A 14650-nucleotide genomic window follows, 5' to 3' on the forward strand; every position below is an offset into this window, starting at 1 on the left:
TTCGAATTCAGTCACGGCTGCTCCTCAGGGGGAACGAGGTCTGCGGCGCCGTTGCCGAGGAGTTCGTCGACGGCGCGGTCTGCGACGTCGCGTGCCGCATCCGCCAGATCGGCGGCCGAGCGGCTTTCGGGGGTGGCCGCGTGCGAGCTGGTGAGTCGCCGCGTCCCGTCGGCACTGTACACGCTCGCCGTCAGGAACAGAAGTTCGTCCTCGATGAACGCGGTCGCGCCCACGGGGGCCGCGCATCCCGCCTCGAGTCCGGCGAGCACGAGGCGCTCGGCCAGCACGGTGGCCCTGGTGGCGGCGTGGTCGATCGCCTCGAGGGCCCGCTCGAGGTCGCGGTCGCCGCGTTCGCGCCGCACCTCGATGGCGAGGGCGCCCTGGCCCGGCGCGGTCGGCCAGTCGCCGAGCGAGAGGTGGTCGGTCGCGGCATCCAGCCGCCCGAGGCGGCCGAGCCCGGCGGCGGCGAGCAGCACCGCGTCGAGCTCGCCCGACTCGACCTTGCCGAGCCGGGTGTCGATGTTGCCGCGGAGGTCGACCGCGACGACGTCGGGGCGTGCGGCGCCGAGCTGCGCGATCCGCCGCGGTGAACCGGTGCCGACGCGCGCGCCCTCGGGCAGCGTTGCAAGGGTGAGCCCGTCGCGGGCGCACAGCACGTCGCGGGCGTCGACCCGCTTCGGCACGGCGCCGAGGCGGAGTCCCTCGTGCTCGGCCGTCGGCAGGTCCTTCAGGGAGTGCACGACGAGGTCGCACTCCCCCGCGAGCAGCGCCTCGCGGAGCGCCGCGGCGAAGACGCCGGTGCCGCCGATCGAGGCGAGCGAGGCGCGCGAGGTGTCGCCCTGGGTCGTGATCGGCACGAGCTCGATCTCGGCCCCGGCGGCCTTCGCGATCCGCTCGGAGATCTGGCGCGTCTGCGCCATCGCGAGTGCGCTGCCGCGGGTGCCGACCCGGATGACGGTGCTCACGGCGCGATCCCTGCGAGGGCGGGACGGAACCCGAGGCGCACGTTCTCGCAGCAGCCCGGGCGGCACACGTCGTACCAGGGGCCGAGCTCGGTGACCGCGGGGCGCTCGGCGACCGGGGTGCCGTTCACGCGCTCGAGCACGAGGTCGACGAGGCCGGCGACGTACGCGGGGTGCGTGCCGGGGGTCGGCACGCGCACCGCCGCGAGCCCGTGCTCGCCTGCGGTCTCGAGTGCCTCGTTGTCGAGGTCCCAGAGCACCTCCATGTGGTCGCTCACGAAGCCAAGCGGCACGATCACGACGGCCGATCGGCCCGCCGCCGGGAGTTCGGCGATCGCGTCGTTGATGTCGGGCTCGAGCCACGGCATCGACGGGGGCCCCGAGCGCGACTGGTAGACGAGCTGCCATGCGACGTCGTCGGCGCCCGCTTCGCGCATGACGACCTCGGCGACGGCGCGATGCTGCGCCGCGTACGCGCCGCCCTCGCCGAAGCCGCGGTCGGCCGGGCCGGACTTCGCGGCGTCGGTCGAGGGGATGGAGTGGGTGGCGAAGAGGACCTCGATGCCGGAACGCTCGAGGTCGGGGTTCTGCTCGAGCAGCGTCGCGATGCCGTCGCGCACCCCTTCGACGAAGGGCTGCACGAAGCCGGGGTGGTCGAAGAACTGGCGCACCTTGTCGATCTGGATCACGTCGCCGAGCCCGGTGTCGGCGAGCGCGTCGGCGAAGTCCTCGCGATACTGGCGGCAGCTCGAGTACGAGCTGTACGCGCTCGTTGCGATGGCGATGAGCTTCGTGTGACCTGCGGCCTTCGCCTCGGCGAGCGCGTCGTTGAGATACGGATCCCAGTTGCGGTTGCCCCAGAGCACGGGCAGCTCGACGCCGCGGCTCGCGAGTTCGGCCTCGAGGGCCGCCTTCAGCTCGCGGTTGTGCTCGTTGATCGGGCTGACACCGCCGAAGTGGCGATAGTGGTGCGCGACCTCCTCGAGGCGCTCATCGGGGATGCCGCGCCCGCTCGTCACATTGCGGAGGAACGGGATCACGTCGTCCTGCCCCTCGGGGCCGCCGAAGCCGGCGAGCAGGATCGCGTCGTACGCGACCGGCTCGGTGACGTGCTCGGCGCCCTGCTGGGCGGCAGGGGTCGCGCCGGGCACGATCGCGCCGGGCACGCAGGGTGCGGATGCCGCGGGGCCGGGCTTGCGGCCACGAGCGGGCGCGGCGCCCTCAGCGCCCGTGGACCCGAGGTTGGTGGCGGCCATTACTGCAGCACCTCCACGAGTTCGGCGGTCGTGATGCGTCGACCGGTGTAGAACGGCACCTCTTCACGCACGTGCATGCGGGCATCGGTGGCGCGGAGCTCGCGCATCATGTCGACGAGCTCTGTGAGCTCGTCGGATTCGATCGGCAGCAGCCACTCGTAGTCGCCGAGGGCGAAGGCGCTGACCGTGTTCGCGATCGCGCCGCGGAACGAGGCGCCCTTGCGGCCGTGCTCGGCGAGCATGCGGCTGCGCTCGGCCGGGTCGAGCAGGTACCAGTCGTAGCTGCGCACGAAGGGGTAGACCGTCATCCAGGTCTTCGGCTCGAGGCCGCGGAGGAAGCCGGGCACATGCGCTTTGTTGAACTCGGCGTCGCGATGCACGCCCATCGCGTTCCACGTCGGCAGCAGCGTCTTCAGGAGGCGAGCGCGACGCAGCTCGCGGAGCGCCCACTGGAGACCCTCGGCGGTCGGGCCGTGCAGCCACAGCATGACGTCGGCGTCGGCGCGGAGGCCCGAGACGTCGTAGATGCCGCGGAGGGTCACGCCCTCGTTCTCGACGAGCGAGATCACGCCGTCGAGCTCCTCGACGACGCGGCGCACGTCGTGCCCGTCGAAGTCGTCGGGGCGGGCGGGGTCACGACGGAGCACCGCGAAGACCGTGTAGCCCTCTGGTGACTGCTGGCCGTCGGCCCCTGCAGCATCGGAGTTGTTCTGGAACGCGTCGGCTGCCGCTTCGGCAGCGGGGGAAGACATGCCTCCAGTCTCCCCCTTTCCGCGCGAACGGCCAAAAGCGATGCGGATGCCTCGCGCCCGCGCCGCTCGTTCGGCGGGCCGCGGGTCGTGGGCTGCTCGGCATAGGCTGCCTGCCATGCGGATCTGGTCGGTGCATCCCCGTTACCTCGACCGGCAGGGCCTCACCGCCTGCTGGCGCGAGACGTTGCTCGCGCAGGCGGTGCTCGAGGGCGCGACCCGCGGGTACACGAACCACCCGCAGCTCGAGCGCTTCCGCGAACTGCCCGACCCGCTCGGTGCGATCGGCGACTATCTCGCGGGCGTCGCCGATGAGGCCGGCGAGCGCGGCTACCGCTTCGACGCGAGCAAGGTGCATCGACGCAGCGCCGGACCCGTCACGATCGAGGTCGCGACCGGGCAGCTGAGCCTCGAGTGGCGGCACCTCATGGCGAAGCTCGAGGCACGCAGCCCCGAACTCGCCCTGCGCTGGGCCGTGGTGGGCGCTCCCGAGCCGCATCCGCTGTTCTCGGTGGTCGAGGGGCCGGTCGCCCCGTGGGAGCGGGCACGCCCCCAAGCCTGAGCGCCGGCCGGCCTCAGCCCTCGTGCTCGAGCTCGAGCTCGAGCTCGGTCGCGCTGAGTGCGTCGAGGAAGCGGATGACGACCTCGCGCTCGGCGGGGGCGAGCGCCGCGGCCGCCGCGAATCGCCGTGCGTGCAGGCGGCCGACCGATTCGCGGGCGACCGCCCGGGTCTCATCGGTGACGGTGATGGCGAGTGCGCGACGGTCGCTCGGGTGCGGAGCGCGGGTGATGTGGTCGCCGCGTTCGAGACGGTCGAGGAGTTTCGTGATCGAGGCGCTCGAGATGCCGAGGTAGTCGCTGAGCGCGCCGGGCGTTGCGATCTCGCCCTGGTTGCGCGCGGCGATGAGGAAGCGCAGGGCCCGCATGTCGGTCTCGTTGAGCTTCATGTAGCGGCTCGAGGCCTCGCTCATCCGCCGCGCCGCGTCGTGCCATTCGCGCAGGCTCTGCATGACCCGCACGATCTGGTCGATCTCGACGTCGTCGAGACCCGTGCGGTCGACGAGCTCTCCGCCGGCGTCGAAGACCCGGGGGTCGTGCATCGCCGCTCGGACGTCGTGCGCCGGCTCCCCCGTTTCTGCCATGGAGTGATTCTAGCGCAGTCGGCGTTATTCTTGCTAAGCTAATTACTAGCCAAAGCAGGTGAATGATCGCGAGTGCGCGGTCATCGAGGGATGGAGCGAGCATGGGTCCCGACGACATCGAAGAGGTCGTGCTGCTCGACGCGCACGATCGCCCCATCGGGCGGGCGCCGAAATCGAGCGTGCACGGCGCCGACACCGCCAGGCACCTCGCCTTCTCGTGCCACGTCTTCAATGACCGGGGCGAGCTGCTCGTGACGCGGCGCGCCCTCGCGAAGCAGGCCTGGCCCGGGGTGTGGACGAACTCGTTCTGCGGCCACCCCGCGCCCGCCGAGACACTGGTCCATGCGATCCGACGCCGCGGCGAGTTCGAGCTCGGGCTCGCCCTCGATCGCATCGAGCCCGTCCTGCCGACCTTCCACTACCGCGCGACCGACGCCTCCGGTGTCGTCGAGAACGAGCTGTGCCCCGTCTACACCGCGACCACGACCTCGACGCCCCAGCCGCACCCCGGCGAGGTGATGGACTACCGCTGGGTCGAACTCGAGCGACTCGCCCTCGCCATCGAGCACGCCCCCTGGGCGTTCAGTCCGTGGTTCGTCCTGCAGGCGAGACTGCTGCCGTTCCTCAGCGGCTCCCACGTCGCGCGCGAGGCGATCGCCTCATGATCGGCGCGACGCTCGACCGCACCGTCGACGACCGGGCGGCCGTCGACGAGTACCTCGACCGATGGTTCACCGAGCGTCTCGATCGGGCGACGGGGCACGGCCGCGACTACGTGCTGCTGTGGCAGGCCGCCCGCGACGGCGCCGCCGGCGGCAAGCGCATCCGACCCGCGCTCGTGCTCGAGGCCCACGCCGCCTTCACCGGTTCGACTTCGGTCGAAGCGGTGCGCCTCGCCGCAGCCTTCGAACTGCTGCACACCGCCTTCCTCATGCACGACGACGTCATCGACCACGATCTCGTGCGCCGCGGTGCACCGAACGTCGCCGGCCGCTTCGCGATCGAGGGCCTCGCACGCGGCCTCTCGAGCACCCGCGCCAACGAACTCGGCGAGGCGTCGGCGATCCTCGCGGGCGACCTGCTGCTGAGCGGCGCGCACCGCGTCGTCGCCGGGCTCGACGCCCCCGTCGGGGTGCGCGAGCTGCTGCTCGGCATCCTCGACGAGTGCGTGTTCCTGGCGGCCGCCGGAGAGCACGCCGACGTGGGCCAGTCGGGCGCCGCGCCCGGCGAGGGCGACATCCTCGCGATGATCGAGCACAAGACGGCCTCCTACTCGTTCAGCGCCCCGCTGCAGGCGGGCGCGGTACTCGGTCGAGCGCCCGCCGACGCGGTGCTCGAGCTCGGCGCGATCGGCCGCCACCTCGGCGTCGCGTTCCAGTTGCGCGACGACGTGCTCGGCGTGTTCGGCGCCGCCCCCGTCACCGGCAAGTCGGTGATCGGCGACCTCCGCGAGGGCAAGGAGACCCTGCTCATCGCCTACGCCCGAGAGCACGCGGCGTGGGACTCGGTCGCCGCGGACTTCGGCCTCCCCGAGCTCGACGAGGCGGGCGCCGCCCGCCTGCGGGGCGTGATCGAGTCGAGCGGGGCGCGCGACCGCGTCGAACGGCTCATCGACGAGCGCTGCGCCGACGCGGTCGCCGCCGTCGAGCGGGCGGGGCTGCCCCCACGGCTGACGGCGTCGCTCACGGCGACGGCCCGCCGCTGCGTGGAGCGTGCGCGATGAGCGCCGCCGCACCGACCGGCCTCGCGCTCTACGACCGCACGGCCAGGCAGAGCGCCGCGCAGGTGATCTCGCGCTATTCGACCTCGTTCGGACTCGCGAGCCGGCTCTGCTCGCCCGCGATCCGCACGCACCTCGCCGACCTCTACGCCCTCGTGCGCATCGCCGATGAGATCGTCGACGGCCCCGCCGCCGAGGCCGGGCTCGACGTCGCAGAGCGCCGCGAGCTGCTCGACGCCCTCGAGGCCGAGACCGAGGCCGCGACGGCCCGCGGGTACAGTTCGAACCTCGTCGTGCACGCCTTCGCGCAGACCGCGCGGTCCACCGGGTTCGGCCCCGAGCTCACGCGCCCCTTCTTCGCCTCGATGCGTCGCGACCTCGACCAGGTCTCGTTCGACGAGGCCGAGCTGCGCGACTACGTCTACGGCTCGGCCGAAGTCGTCGGCCTCATGTGCCTGCGCGCCTTCAGCGAGGGGCTCCCCGCCGACGCCGAGCGCGACGCGCGCTGGCAGCGCGGCGCCCGCCACCTCGGCGCCGCCTTCCAGAAGGTCAACTTCCTGCGCGATCTCGCCGACGACGTCGGCGCCCTCGACCGCCGGTACTTCCCCGGCGTCGACCCGCGGCACTTCGGCGAGGCCGAGAAGCACCGCCTCCTCGACGACATCGATCGCGACCTCGCGATCGCGGGCGAGGTCGTCGGCGAACTGCCGGGCGGATGCCGCCGGGCCGTCGCCGCTGCGCACGCGCTCTTCTCCGCCCTCGCCGAGCGCCTGCGGCGCACCCCCGCCGACGAGCTGCTGACGACCCGGGTGAGCGTGCCGACGACGCGCAAGCTGCTGCTGCTCGTCCGTGCCGCGGCCTCACGGGCGCATCCTGTCGCGCCGGCGCACGCGCACGCTCACGAGGTGACGGCGTGATGCGCGTCGCCGTGATCGGCGCGGGCATCGCGGGGCTCGCGACCGCGGCGCTCCTGGCCCGCGACGGCCACGAGGTCACCGTCTACGAGCAGGGCGACGAGATCGGCGGTCGCGCGGGCCGCTGGGATGCCTCGGGCTTCCGTTTCGACACCGGGCCGTCGTGGTACCTCATGCCCGAGGTGTTCGAGCACTTCTATCGACTGATGGGCACGACGACCGCCGCCGAGCTCGAGCTCGTGCGCCTCGATCCGGGCTACCGGGTGTTCTTCGAGGGCCGGCCCGACCCCGTCGACCTCGGCGCCGACCGGGCACGCTCGGTCGCGACGTTCGAGACGATCGAGCCGGGCGCGGGGCGGGCGCTCGAACGCCACCTCGATTCGGCGGGCGAGACGGCGCGCCTCGCGATCGATCACTTCCTCTACACCGACTTCTCCTCGCCCGGCGCGCTCGTCGCGCCGCAGGTGCTCCGCCGCCTCGGGCGACTGACCCGCCTGCTGCTGCAGCCGCTCGACCGCTTCGTCGCGGCGGGGTTCCGCGACGAGCGGCTCCGCCAGGTGCTCGGCTATCCGGCGGTGTTCCTCGGCACCTCGCCGCAGGCGGCCCCGAGCATGTACCACCTGATGAGCCACTTCGACCTCGACGACGGCGTGCGCTACCCGCTCGGCGGCTTCCGCGAGCTCATCGACGGCATCGGCCGGCTCGCCGAACGGGCCGGGGCGCGCATCCTCACGAAGGCACGGGTGACCGGCATCGTCGTCGAGTCGGGTGCGGCCCGGGGCATCCGCCACCTCGACGCCTCGTGTGCCGAGCACACGGCGGAGGCCGACCTCGTCGTCTCCGCGGCCGACCTGCATCACACCGAGCAGGCCCTGCTGCCGCCCGAACACCGCAGCCGCTCGGAGGCGTCGTGGCGACGCGCCGATCCCGGGCCGGGCGCGGTGCTCGTGATGCTCGGCGTGCGCGGGCGGCTCCCACGCTTGACGCATCACAACCTGCTCTTCACCGAGGACTGGGCGGGCAACTTCGCGAGCATCTTCGGCCGTTCGCCGTCGGTGCCCGACCCGGCGTCGCTCTACGTCTGCATGCCGAGCGCGAGCGACCCCACGGTCGCTCCCGAGGGCGACGAGAACCTCTTCGTGCTCGTGCCGGTGCCCGCCGACCCCCGCCTCGGCCACGGCGGAACCGGCGGCGCCGGCGACCCCGTGGTCGAGCGCGTCGCCGATGCCGCGATCGCGCAGATCGCCGCGTGGACGGGCGAGACCGATCTCGCCGAACGCATCGTCGTGCGCCGCACGGTCGGCCCGGCCGACTTCGCCGACGACTTCAACTCATGGCGGGGCTCGGTGCTCGGGCCCGCGCACGTGCTGCGGCAGAGCGCGTTCTTCCGCGGCCGCACCGCCTCACCGACGGTCGAGGGGCTGTACTTCGCCGGGGCGACGACGGTGCCCGGCATCGGACTGCCGATGTGCCTCATCAGCGCCGAGCTCGTGCTGAAGGCCGTCCGCGGCGAGCGCGGCAGCGGCCCGCTGCCCGAGCCGACGGTGCGGAGCGTGCCGGCATGAGCTTCGCGTACCTCGCGATCCTGGCGGGCGGCCTCGCCTGCATGGTGCTGCTCGACCTGCGGTTCCGGCTCGTGTTCGCGGCGCCGGGCCGGGCGTGGCGCGCCGCCCTCGTGCTCGCGCTGGGGCTCGCCTTCTTCCTGCTCTGGGATCTCGCGGGCATCGGACTCGGCATCTTCCACCGGGGCGAGAACCCCGTGAGCACGGGAGTGCTGCTCGCACCCGAGCTGCCGCTCGAGGAGCTCGTCTTCCTCGTGTTCCTCGGCTATCTCACGCTCGTGCTCTACACGGGCGCACTGCGCGTGCCCGCCGCGCGGGAGGTGCGACGATGAGCTACGCACTGCTCTCGCTCCCCTTCCTCGCGGTCGCGGCTCTCGTCGCGGCCCTCGGCTGGCGCCGCGCTCCCCGCGGCCATCTCCGCGCTCTGGTGCTCACCGCGATCGCCCTCGTCGTGCTGACCGCGGTGTTCGACACGATCATGATCGCGACCGGGCTCTTCGGCTACAGCGATGCCCGCATCTGGGGCGTGCGCATCGGCCTCGCCCCGATCGAGGACTTCGCCTACCCGATCGCGGGCGTGCTCCTGCTCAGCGGACTCTGGAACCTCCTCGCCCCCACGGAGGCCGATCATGCCGACTGACACCCGGCGCGGCGTCGCCGCCGAGCTCCTCACCGCCTCCCGCCCGTTGAGCTGGGTGAACACGGCCTTCCCGTTCGCGGCCGCCTACCTGCTGACGACCCGCGAGATCGACCCCGCCCTGGTCATCGGCACGCTCTTCTTCCTCGTGCCGTACAACCTCGCCATGTACGGCATCAACGACGTCTTCGACTACGCCTCCGACGCCGCGAACCCTCGCAAGGGCGGCGTCGAGGGCGCCTTGCTCGAGCCGGGCCGGCACCGGCTGACGATCGTCGCCGCGGTCGGCCTGTGCGTGCCGTTCGTCGTCGCGCTCGTGCTGCTCGGCGGTCCCGCCTCCTGGGCGGTGCTCGCCGTGAGCCTCTTCGCGGTCGCGGCATATTCGGTGCCGGGGCTCCGCTTCAAGGAGGTGCCGTTCCTCGACTCGCTGACCTCGAGCGTGCACTTCGTGAGCCCGGCCGTCTACGGGCTCGTGCTCGCGGGCGCGACGTTCACGCCGCCGCTCGTCGCGCTGCTCGCGGCGTTCCTCGCGTGGGGCGTCGCGAGCCACGCCTTCGGCGCCGTGCAGGACATCGTGCCCGATCGGGCGGGCGGCATCGCCTCCATCGCGACGGTGCTCGGGGCGCGGCGCACGGTGCGATTCGCGATCGCGGCCTGGACGGTCGCCGGACTGCTCATGCTCGCGACGGACTGGCCGGGCCCGCTCGCAGCGTTCCTCGTGGTGCCCTATCTCGCGGCCGCGCTGCCGTATTCGGCCCTGAGCGACGACGACTCGGGCAGCGCGAACGCGGGATGGCGCCGCTTCCTCGCAATCAACTACGTCGTCGGCTTCCTCGTGACGATGCTGCTCATCTGGTACGCCGCGATCACCGCGTAGCCGCACCGGCCCCGTCGCCGGCCCGTCGCCCACTGCACCGCCAGGCATTCGGAGAAATCGCGGTGGGTCCGCATCCTCCTCGACCGGGAGGACCGGGCAAGCGTCAGCTCCGGAGCAGCAGCTCGGTCGAGTGGGCGAGGTGCTCGCGCATGGCCTCCGCGCCGCGCAGCTGCACGGCTCCGAGCAGTTCGCGATGCTCGGCGATGAGCCCCTCGAGCGTGTAGTGCGGCCGCACGTGCAGCAGGAACAGCAGCAGCTCGCTGCCGAGCGCGTCGTGCGCCTCGACGATGCGGGGGCTCGACGAGGCCGCGACGACCGCGCGGTGGAAGTCGGCGTGCAGTCGCTCCACCTCGAGCCAGTCGATACCGTCGCCGGTATCCGTGCCGCTGCTCGTGCCCGCGCCCGCGTCGACGGCCGGCGGCCGCGCCCCGGGCGCGGCCTCGGCGATCTCCTCGAGCCGTTCGAGCACGGCGACGGCCGGGGCCAGCGCCGCATCGGGCCACGTCGTCCCGTGACGCTCGCCGGCGATCCGCACCGCCTCGCCCTCGAGCGCCGCCCGCAACTGCTGCAGCGCCACGATCTCGTCGGGGTCGAAGCTCACGACCCGCACCCCGCGGTACGCCTCGGCCACGGCGAGCCGCTCGGCGACGAGCCGCTGGAACGCCGATCGCACCGTGTGGCGCGACACCCCGAACCGTTCGGCTGCGGCCTCCTCGCGCAGCGGCGATCCGAGCGCGACCGTGCCGCTCAGGATCTCGGCGCGCAGCGCCTCCGCCACCCGTTCGACGGCGGTGTCAGCGGAGTGCGGCGACACCGGGGCATCCTCTCGTCTCGTGCCGCTCAGTCGCCGAGCTTCGATCGCACGATGAGCCAGACGAGGCCGCCGACCGCAGCCGCGACGCCGACCGCGGCCGCGATCGCGACTCCCGGCTGCTCGTCGTAGAACGCCTTCAGCGACACCTTCGCCCGGTCGACCCGGAGGCCCACCTGCTTGGGCACGTTGAGCTTGTCTTCGAGGGCGTCGAGCGTGCCGGCGAATTCGGCGCGCGCCCTGGCCGAGGCGGCGCGGGCCTCGACGCGGGTGAGGTTGCGCCGGCGTTCGGCCGCCTCGCGCTTCGAGGGGCGCGGGGCGTCAGTAGCGGCGGTCATAGTCACCCGTTCCCTTCAGGGCGTCGAGGTCGGCCTTCAGGCTCTCGACCGATTCGAGGGGCTCCGAGCCCCGCTTGAAGTTCACGATGCCGATCCACACGAGCACGGCGATGATCAGCAGCAGCACCCCGGAGACGACGAGCGCGGCCGCCCAGGCCGGCATGACGAGTGCGAGCGCGAAGATCGCGGCGGCGAGCAGGGTGAAGATCAGGAACGGCAGGACGACCAGGGCGACGACGAAGAAGCCCGAGCCGATGCCGAAGTGCTTGACCTTGTAGCTGACCTCGGCCTTGATCTGGTCGATCTCGGCGCGTACGAGGTTGGAGATCGTGTCGGGCAGTTCGCCGATCAGTGTGAAGAGCGAGCGTTCGTCGTTCGTCGGTGCGGCCATCGCGCGGTCACCTCGATTCTGTGAGTCGGATGCCGCGGGCTAGGCGCCGCGCGACGTGCTGCCCCGCTTCGGAGCGGCCTTGGTCGTCGGCTTCGTCGTCTTCGACGGCTTCGCGGCGCTCTCGGCCACGTCGGCCGCGGAGTCGATCGCCTCGCTCAACGTGTCGGCCACGTTGTCGACCGCCGACTTCGTCGCACGCGCCCCCTCGGAGACGCCCTGCCGGGCCTTGGCTGCGGCGTCGGAGACGTCGCGCTTGGTGGCACCGGAGCCGCGGGTCGCGTTGCCGATGAGCGTCTTGACGCCGTCGAGCACGCTGTCGGAGAGGTCGCCGACCTTGTCTGCGGCGAAACCCTTCACGGTGTCGACGCCCTGCTGCACGGCCGGGGTGTTCCAGACCCCCTCGGCCGCGCGCTTGATCTGCTCGTAGCGTTCACGACCCGCCCGGGTGCCGAGCACGTACCCGACCCCGAGTCCGACGACGAAGAGGACCTTGCCCTTCATGTGCACCCCCGACTTTCCGCACTGCGGCGCATGCAGCGACCCCTCCAGCGTAGACCCCGCACGGAGCCGCGCAAGGGGGTTGCGACGAAATATTCCGTTTCGGCTATGCAGTGCCGTCGGGCGCCACGCGGCGGTGCCGCACGCGCGCCGCCGCCGCCTTCGCGTGCGGGACGACCGACGCGAGCCCCGTGCCCGAGACCCAGGAACCGGTGACCTCGATGCCCGGCTCGGCCGCGATCGTCTCCTCGAGCGAGCGCACCCGGTCGAGCTGCCCGAGGGCGGCGTGCGAGACGGCGTCGCGCCAGACGGTGCGGCCTGCGGCACGGAGCATCCCCGCCTCGAGCGGCACGCCGAGCAGGGCGCTCGCATCGGCGAGCGCGAGTGCCGCGACCTCCTCGTCGCCGCGCCCGTCGAGCGGGTTCGCCTGACCGGCGCGACCGTACGAGAGGCGCACGACGTGGCGTCCACCCGCGGCCTCGGCGAGCCACGACCACTTCGCGGTCGAGTGGGTGAGCGCCTTCGCGGCGACCCCGGGCGCGTCGGCGGCGACCAGCACCCCGGTTCCACGGGGCGCGGCGTCGAGCGCCGGCGCGTCGAGCACGAGGGTCACGAGTTCGATGGATGCCCCCTGCGGCCAGTCCGTCGTCGCCTCCCACCCCTCGACGGCCGCCTCGAGGAGGCCGAGCGAGGTGTGCGCCGCGGCGGCGATCACGACGTCGGGCGCGCCGAGCTCGACGCGCTCGGGCCGGGCGTCGGCGTCCGCGGCGACGGCGGTGGCGGCGGCGTCGGCGGCGGCGATCATTCGGTCGCCGCGGACCGTCCAGCCCGCGGCGTCGCGTTCGAGCCCGGTGACCTCGACCCCGGTCAGCACGGTCACGCCGAAGCGCTCGAGCTCGCGGGCGAGCGCATCGACGAGCGTGTGCATTCCGCCGCGCAGGCCGCGGACGGCCCCGCCCGCCTTGCGCTGCTCCACGAGCTGGCCGACGCCGCCCGAGAGCGAACCGGTGCGGGTCATCGCCTCGTTGAGGCCCGGAGCGACGAGGTCGAGGTCGAGCAGCTCGGGATCGGCCGAGTACACGCCCGACGAGATCGGGGCCACGAGCCGGTCGAGCACGGCCTGGCCCATGCGCGAGCGCACGAGCTCGCCGAGGCTGTGCGCGCGGCCGATGCGCAGGATCGGCTTGAGCCGGTCGGCGTAGGCGCGGGTCGCCCCGCTCCAGCCGATGATGCGGCGCACGTCGTCGCCGAGCGGGTTCGCGGGGATGCCGAGCACGCCCGTCTTCGGCAGCGGTGCCGCGTCGAGGCCGCTGCCATCGCCCCAGACGAGCCATGCGCCGGCGCGGTTCGGGTCGACCACCTCGTCGTCGAGGCGGAGTGCGGTGAGCAGCTCGGCGACGCCGTCGCCGCGCGTCGCGAACGACTCGGCGCCCGAGTCGAGGGTGAGCCCGTCGAGTTCGATGCGACCGACGCATCCGCCGAGCTCGTCGCGGCGTTCGACGATCGTGACGGCGAGACCGATCTTCGCGCACTCGAGTGCCGCCACCATGCCGGCGACGCCGCCGCCGATCACGACGACGACGGCCGAGCGCCGTTCGACCTCCGCGGGCACCGCGTCGCTCACGCCGCGCCCGCCTCGTGCACGAGCTCGACGACGCGGGTGAGCACGGTCGGGTCGGTCTCGGGCGGCACGCCGTGTCCGAGGTTGAAGACGTGGGCGGGGGCGGCCTCGGCCTGGCGCAGCACCTCGCGCACGGCGGCCTCGAGCACCGGCCACGGCGCCGCGAGCAGCGCGGGGTCGAGGTTGCCCTGCAGCGGCACCCCCGGCCCGACCCGCTCGGCCGCGACCGCGAGCGGCACCCGGTAGTCGACGCCGACCACGTCGACCCCGACCTCCTTCATGGCACCGAGCAGCTCGCCGGTGCCGACGCCGAAGTGCACGACGGGCACCGGGCGGGCGGGCTGGGTCCGCCCCGCGGCATCCGTGACCTCGTACGAGAGGTCGTGGACGTGCGCGAGCGCCTTCGCCGATGCGGGCGCGACGTGCGCCTCGTAGTCGGCGAGCGAGAGCGCGCCGGCCCACGAGTCGAAGAGCTGTGCGGCGGAGGCTCCCGCGAGCACCTGGGTGCGCAGGAACCGACCGGTGAGCTCGGCGGTCCACTCCATGAGCGCGCGCCAGGCGCCGGGGTCGGCGTGCATGAGGGTGCGGGCCGCGAGGTGGTCCTTCGAGGGGCCGCCCTCGGTGAGGTACGCCGCGAGGGTGAAGGGCGCTCCGGCGAAGCCGATGAGCGGCGTCGCGGTGCCCGAGCCGTTGTCGGTCGTCGCGAGCTCGGCGATCGTCTGCGCGACCGCCTCGGCGATCGGTCCGGATGCCTCGTCGAGGCGTGCCGGGTCGATCGCCGTCAACTCGGCGACCGCCGAGGCATCCGCGTAGCCCCTGCCGAAGACGGGGCCGCGGCCGGGCTGGATCTCGACGTCGACGCCGACGAGCTTCAACGGCACGACGATGTCGCTGAAGAAGATGCCCGCGTCGACCTGGTGACGGCGAACCGGCTGCAGCGTGATCTCGCTCGCCATCGCCGGGTCGAGGCAGGCGTCGAGCATGCGCGTGCCGACTCGGAGGTCGCGGTACTCGGGCAGCGAGCGGCCCGCCTGACGCATGAACCAGACGGGGGTCGTGTCGGCGCGTTCCCCGCGGTAGGCCCGCACGAGTCGCGAGTCGGAGGTCAGGCCTGCGGAGAGCGGATGCTGCGGGGAGAGGATCACGCCCGACATTGTCTCGCATCGGACTGG

18 protein-coding genes are annotated in these 14650 nt (G+C 73.0%); 8 read left to right on the forward strand and 10 right to left on the reverse strand.

Going from position 1 to position 14650, the window contains the following annotated elements; genetic code table 11:
- Positions 1-11: 11 nt before the first annotated feature.
- From hemC to hemQ, 3 genes are read right to left on the reverse strand one after another with little or no spacing between them, the layout of a single operon-like run.
- Entirely contained in the window at positions 12-965 is a 954-nt protein-coding gene (hemC, locus tag GQQ93_RS17460; protein WP_281349929.1) for a hydroxymethylbilane synthase, read from the reverse strand.
- Entirely contained in the window at positions 962-2218 is a 1257-nt protein-coding gene (locus GQQ93_RS17465) for a ferrochelatase (RefSeq protein WP_157425503.1), read from the reverse strand. Before GQQ93_RS17465 ends, hemC begins: the two co-directional genes overlap by 4 nt.
- On the reverse strand, positions 2218-2970 hold the full coding sequence (gene hemQ, locus GQQ93_RS17470; protein ID WP_157425504.1) for a hydrogen peroxide-dependent heme synthase: 753 nt from the start codon (positions 2968-2970) through the stop codon (positions 2218-2220). The genes GQQ93_RS17465 and hemQ overlap by 1 nt, the downstream gene beginning before the upstream one ends.
- A gap of 115 nt (positions 2971-3085) precedes the next feature.
- Between hemQ and GQQ93_RS17475 the strand changes: the two genes are divergently transcribed.
- Positions 3086-3529, forward strand: coding sequence for a pyrimidine dimer DNA glycosylase/endonuclease V (locus GQQ93_RS17475; RefSeq protein WP_157425505.1), 444 nt, complete (start codon positions 3086-3088; stop codon positions 3527-3529).
- Positions 3530-3542: 13 nt separating this feature from the next.
- Here the strand turns inward: GQQ93_RS17475 and GQQ93_RS17480 are convergent, their stop codons facing one another.
- The gene (locus GQQ93_RS17480) at positions 3543-4109 is read right to left on the reverse strand and encodes a MarR family winged helix-turn-helix transcriptional regulator (protein ID WP_246192394.1); all 567 of its coding nucleotides are present in this window, start codon (positions 4107-4109) and stop codon (positions 3543-3545) included.
- A gap of 101 nt (positions 4110-4210) precedes the next feature.
- Here GQQ93_RS17480 and idi point away from each other — a divergent pair, with 101 nt between their 5' ends.
- From idi to GQQ93_RS17515, 7 genes are read left to right on the forward strand one after another with little or no spacing between them, the layout of a single operon-like run.
- Positions 4211-4774: an isopentenyl-diphosphate Delta-isomerase gene (idi, locus tag GQQ93_RS17485; RefSeq protein ID WP_157425506.1), complete on the forward strand. Its 564-nt coding sequence runs from the start codon at positions 4211-4213 to the stop codon at positions 4772-4774.
- The gene (locus GQQ93_RS17490; RefSeq protein ID WP_157425507.1) at positions 4771-5832 is read left to right on the forward strand and encodes a polyprenyl synthetase family protein; all 1062 of its coding nucleotides are present in this window, start codon (positions 4771-4773) and stop codon (positions 5830-5832) included. The genes idi and GQQ93_RS17490 overlap by 4 nt, the downstream gene beginning before the upstream one ends.
- Positions 5829-6746: a phytoene/squalene synthase family protein gene (locus tag GQQ93_RS17495; protein WP_157425508.1), complete on the forward strand. Its 918-nt coding sequence runs from the start codon at positions 5829-5831 to the stop codon at positions 6744-6746. Before GQQ93_RS17490 ends, GQQ93_RS17495 begins: the two co-directional genes overlap by 4 nt.
- Complete coding sequence (crtI, locus tag GQQ93_RS17500) at positions 6746-8308, forward strand: phytoene desaturase family protein (RefSeq protein WP_157425560.1); 1563 nt, start codon at positions 6746-6748, stop codon at positions 8306-8308. Before GQQ93_RS17495 ends, crtI begins: the two co-directional genes overlap by 1 nt.
- Positions 8305-8637 carry a lycopene cyclase domain-containing protein gene (locus tag GQQ93_RS17505; protein ID WP_157425509.1) on the forward strand — a complete coding sequence of 111 codons (333 nt, stop codon included), beginning with the start codon at positions 8305-8307 and terminating at the stop codon, positions 8635-8637. Before crtI ends, GQQ93_RS17505 begins: the two co-directional genes overlap by 4 nt.
- Positions 8634-8945: a lycopene cyclase domain-containing protein gene (locus GQQ93_RS17510; protein WP_157425510.1), complete on the forward strand. Its 312-nt coding sequence runs from the start codon at positions 8634-8636 to the stop codon at positions 8943-8945. Before GQQ93_RS17505 ends, GQQ93_RS17510 begins: the two co-directional genes overlap by 4 nt.
- On the forward strand, positions 8935-9819 hold the full coding sequence (locus tag GQQ93_RS17515) for a prenyltransferase (protein ID WP_157425511.1): 885 nt from the start codon (positions 8935-8937) through the stop codon (positions 9817-9819). Before GQQ93_RS17510 ends, GQQ93_RS17515 begins: the two co-directional genes overlap by 11 nt.
- A gap of 103 nt (positions 9820-9922) precedes the next feature.
- Here GQQ93_RS17515 and GQQ93_RS17520 read toward each other — a convergent pair whose 3' ends face one another.
- From GQQ93_RS17520 to hemE, 6 genes are all read right to left on the reverse strand, one after another.
- A complete protein-coding gene (locus GQQ93_RS17520; RefSeq protein WP_157425512.1) occupies positions 9923-10633 on the reverse strand; it encodes a GntR family transcriptional regulator in 711 nt (236 codons plus the stop codon).
- 26 nt (positions 10634-10659) lie between these two features.
- On the reverse strand, positions 10660-10968 hold the full coding sequence (locus GQQ93_RS17525) for a DUF3618 domain-containing protein (RefSeq protein WP_157425513.1): 309 nt from the start codon (positions 10966-10968) through the stop codon (positions 10660-10662).
- On the reverse strand, positions 10952-11359 hold the full coding sequence (locus GQQ93_RS17530; RefSeq protein ID WP_157425514.1) for a phage holin family protein: 408 nt from the start codon (positions 11357-11359) through the stop codon (positions 10952-10954). Before GQQ93_RS17530 ends, GQQ93_RS17525 begins: the two co-directional genes overlap by 17 nt.
- Positions 11360-11398: 39 nt before the next feature.
- Positions 11399-11860, reverse strand: a complete 462-nt coding sequence (locus tag GQQ93_RS18155; RefSeq protein ID WP_246192395.1) for a hypothetical protein — start codon at positions 11858-11860, stop codon at positions 11399-11401.
- 103 nt (positions 11861-11963) lie between these two features.
- Positions 11964-13481 (reverse strand): protoporphyrinogen oxidase, encoded by a 1518-nt coding sequence (gene hemG, locus GQQ93_RS17540; RefSeq protein ID WP_281349930.1) that lies wholly within the window; start codon positions 13479-13481, stop codon positions 11964-11966.
- Positions 13478-14632 carry a uroporphyrinogen decarboxylase gene (hemE, locus tag GQQ93_RS17545; RefSeq protein ID WP_157425515.1) on the reverse strand — a complete coding sequence of 385 codons (1155 nt, stop codon included), beginning with the start codon at positions 14630-14632 and terminating at the stop codon, positions 13478-13480. Before hemE ends, hemG begins: the two co-directional genes overlap by 4 nt.
- Positions 14633-14650 lie beyond the last annotated feature (18 nt).

Source organism: Agromyces lapidis (genome assembly GCF_009749405.1).
Taxonomy (GTDB): domain Bacteria; phylum Actinomycetota; class Actinomycetes; order Actinomycetales; family Microbacteriaceae; genus Agromyces; species Agromyces lapidis.

Excerpts from the sequence above, each read along its gene's own strand:
- GQQ93_RS17525 (WP_157425513.1), bottom strand. The coding sequence starts at position 10,968 with ATGACCGCCGCTACTGACGCCCCGCGCCCCTCGAAGCGCGAGGCGGCC.
- GQQ93_RS17530 (WP_157425514.1), bottom strand. The coding sequence starts at position 11,359 with ATGGCCGCACCGACGAACGACGAACGCTCGCTCTTCACACTGATCGGC.
- idi (WP_157425506.1), top strand. The coding sequence starts at position 4,211 with ATGGGTCCCGACGACATCGAAGAGGTCGTGCTGCTCGACGCGCACGAT.
- GQQ93_RS17505 (WP_157425509.1), top strand. The coding sequence starts at position 8,305 with ATGAGCTTCGCGTACCTCGCGATCCTGGCGGGCGGCCTCGCCTGCATG.
- hemE (WP_157425515.1), bottom strand. The coding sequence starts at position 14,632 with ATGTCGGGCGTGATCCTCTCCCCGCAGCATCCGCTCTCCGCAGGCCTG.
- GQQ93_RS17465 (WP_157425503.1), bottom strand. The coding sequence starts at position 2,218 with ATGGCCGCCACCAACCTCGGGTCCACGGGCGCTGAGGGCGCCGCGCCC.
- GQQ93_RS17490 (WP_157425507.1), top strand. The coding sequence starts at position 4,771 with ATGATCGGCGCGACGCTCGACCGCACCGTCGACGACCGGGCGGCCGTC.
- GQQ93_RS17495 (WP_157425508.1), top strand. The coding sequence starts at position 5,829 with ATGAGCGCCGCCGCACCGACCGGCCTCGCGCTCTACGACCGCACGGCC.
- GQQ93_RS18155 (WP_246192395.1), bottom strand. The coding sequence starts at position 11,860 with ATGAAGGGCAAGGTCCTCTTCGTCGTCGGACTCGGGGTCGGGTACGTG.
- GQQ93_RS17510 (WP_157425510.1), top strand. The coding sequence starts at position 8,634 with ATGAGCTACGCACTGCTCTCGCTCCCCTTCCTCGCGGTCGCGGCTCTC.
- GQQ93_RS17515 (WP_157425511.1), top strand. The coding sequence starts at position 8,935 with ATGCCGACTGACACCCGGCGCGGCGTCGCCGCCGAGCTCCTCACCGCC.
- crtI (WP_157425560.1), top strand. The coding sequence starts at position 6,746 with ATGCGCGTCGCCGTGATCGGCGCGGGCATCGCGGGGCTCGCGACCGCG.
- GQQ93_RS17475 (WP_157425505.1), top strand. The coding sequence starts at position 3,086 with ATGCGGATCTGGTCGGTGCATCCCCGTTACCTCGACCGGCAGGGCCTC.
- GQQ93_RS17480 (WP_246192394.1), bottom strand. The coding sequence starts at position 4,109 with ATGGCAGAAACGGGGGAGCCGGCGCACGACGTCCGAGCGGCGATGCAC.
- hemQ (WP_157425504.1), bottom strand. The coding sequence starts at position 2,970 with ATGTCTTCCCCCGCTGCCGAAGCGGCAGCCGACGCGTTCCAGAACAAC.